General features: G+C 38.9%; 4 protein-coding genes. All 4 read left to right on the plus strand.

Annotated elements, in window-relative coordinates; all coding sequences use genetic code 11:
• Positions 1 to 481: 481 nt before the first annotated feature.
• The 4 genes from ACFSVN_RS06290 (at position 482) to ACFSVN_RS06305 (ending at position 2,084) form a co-directional block, all read left to right on the plus strand.
• Positions 482 to 820: an AAA family ATPase gene (locus ACFSVN_RS06290; protein WP_390300142.1), complete on the plus strand. Its 339-nt coding sequence runs from the start codon at positions 482 to 484 to the stop codon at positions 818 to 820.
• 177 nt (positions 821 to 997) lie between these two features.
• Complete coding sequence (locus tag ACFSVN_RS06295; protein WP_390300144.1) at positions 998 to 1,222, plus strand: hypothetical protein; 225 nt, start codon at positions 998 to 1,000, stop codon at positions 1,220 to 1,222.
• A 230-nt stretch (positions 1,223 to 1,452) separates the two neighbouring features.
• The gene (locus ACFSVN_RS06300) at positions 1,453 to 1,887 is read left to right on the plus strand and encodes a PIN domain protein (protein ID WP_390300146.1); all 435 of its coding nucleotides are present in this window, start codon (positions 1,453 to 1,455) and stop codon (positions 1,885 to 1,887) included.
• A 2-nt stretch (positions 1,888 to 1,889) separates the two neighbouring features.
• Positions 1,890 to 2,084, plus strand: coding sequence for a hypothetical protein (locus tag ACFSVN_RS06305; protein ID WP_390300148.1), 195 nt, complete (start codon positions 1,890 to 1,892; stop codon positions 2,082 to 2,084).
• The last annotated feature ends 225 nt before the right edge of the window (positions 2,085 to 2,309 follow it).

The raw sequence follows: 2,309 nt of genomic DNA on the forward strand, positions 1-2,309 counted from the left end.
ACCCAAAGATCTTCCCCGCTCGGGCGGGGATTGAGGGGTGGGTAAAAGGTGCCAATGACAAGCTACGTTGCCCCTGCCAACCAACCCTCACCTTTGTTTCCTCTCCCGGGAGAGGAAGACGTTTTGGTGAGCAAAGGCAAGGAACTCTTTGATGAGCCTGAAGCCCTCTTGAACCTAACACCTAACACCTAACACCTAAAAACTATTCTGTAGTTTACCCATATCTTTCTTATTTTTAAAGCTTCAAAAAAAGATCATGCAGACACACAGAATTTTGACCATCGGGGAAAGCACGTATAAAAGACTAAGAATATAGAACTCAGGACTCAAAATTCTTTTCGCCGGCGGTTATCTGACGTACGTACGACGTTGATCCCCGATCCTAAACAAACTCAAAACTAAAGACAATTAAATGATTGAAAGATTAGTACGAAGCAATTTCATGCAATCTTTCCAATAGTGAGCAACGCGAGCGATTAAATTGAGTAACACAAAAGAACAAGAACTTATTATTGTTGCCGGTCCCAAAGGCTCTGGTAAAACAACCTTGGCAAAGGAGTACTTAGATGCCAATAAAGGAAACTATGTGTATTTGAGTGCCGATGAAATAGCCTATGAGATCAATACGGAGGATCCCATTTCTGTAAGACTTGAGGCAGGAAAAGAATTTTTCAAGAGATTTGACCAGTTTATTAAACGCCGTAGGAATGTACTTATTGAAACAACGTTGTCCGGTAAATCAGTATCAAACTTGATTAAGCAAGCTCGAAATCAAGAGTCAGAAAAGGCGGTCATCCGGTTCCTGAGAAAGACATTGTAAGAAGATTTGGCAGAAGCATCGTAAATTTTTGGGAAACGTATCGGCATTTGAGCGACCGTTGGTTGTTGTATTATAATACCGAAAATCATTTTCAACAGATTGCGCATAGCAATGAAAATCATGTATATGCATATGATGAATTGTTATATTCATTCTTCTTACAGTTAAAGGATAAATATGAGTGAAACAGAACAAAATATTTTCAAGTTTACAGCAGAAATCACCAAAATTGGAAACAGGGCTGTACATAAGGCACAGGAAGAAAACCGTAAACAAGGCATACCCAGTGTATATGCAAAAAAAGGAAACATTTACTACCAATTCCCCAATGGAATGATTTCTTCCCAAAAAGATGAAACGGCTGTATACCAGGTTAATGAACCGAAAGAAGAAGGGAATTGAAAATTCAAACAATCCGGCCTTAGAAAAAAGAGCGTTAAGAAAATGATGAAATGCAGCGTTAAAAAAGAAATCATACCAATAAAAAGCAGTCATCCCGGTCAAACCGCAGAGAAGCGGAGGTGCAGAACCGGGATCTCCCTGCACCACGTGGAATGTTGAACAACGCCTGGTTGAAGGAGATTGCCTTCCAGAGTTGCATTATGTAGTAAAAGTAGGCACAAACAACAATAATGAAAATATATCTTGACAATTGTAGCTTTAATCGTCCTTTTGATGACCAGCATCAAATCAGGATTAGAATTGAGGCAGAAGCTAAATTATATATTCAGTCGTTGATTGAGCAGGGAAAACTTGACTTAGTTTGGTCCTACATTTTGGAATATGAAAATTCAGCGAACCCTTATGAGTTCAGGCAAATAGTAATACAGAAATGGAAGGATAAGTCAAAAGTACAGGTAGATGAGAACAAGCGCATTGTGAAACTGGCTGAAGAGTTGACCAATTATGACCTTAAGGCAAAAGACGCACTACATGTAGCCTGTGCAATTGAAGCCGAATGTGAATACTTTATTACAACAGATGACAAGATTTTAAACAAAAACAATAATATTAAGAGCATTGAAATAGTAAGCCCTATCGACATGCTGGATATTCTTGAGGTATAGCCATGAGAACTGAAGCCGAAATTCGACAAAAAGGAATGGAAGCCTTACTCAAAGAACTGGGTGATGTTGAGGCTGAAATTTTCATCAAAAATTTAATCCGTGAACCTTTTGATTACACCAATTGGCAAAAAGACTTATGGAATGATAAAAGTGTTCAGGAAATAAGTTCTAACGCTGATAAAGCTGTTAAGAAGTGATTTACATAAACATACAAAAACCAGCCGTAAGGGCGTATCGCATACGCCCGGTGGTGGATTCAAACTTGGTTGCCCGTACAGGCAGGTCTAAAGACCTTCGCTTGTTAATTACCGAGACAGAAATAACAGAAAAAAATTTGAACCACTGATTAAACGGATTACAAGATGAGACGGATTAAATGTTTAAAATTGGATGTTTCCCCTGGCCTTAGAGTTTTGGCCGGA

It is taken from the genome of Gracilimonas halophila, assembly GCF_042684365.1.
GTDB classification, from domain to species: Bacteria; Bacteroidota; Rhodothermia; order Balneolales; family Balneolaceae; genus Gracilimonas; species Gracilimonas halophila.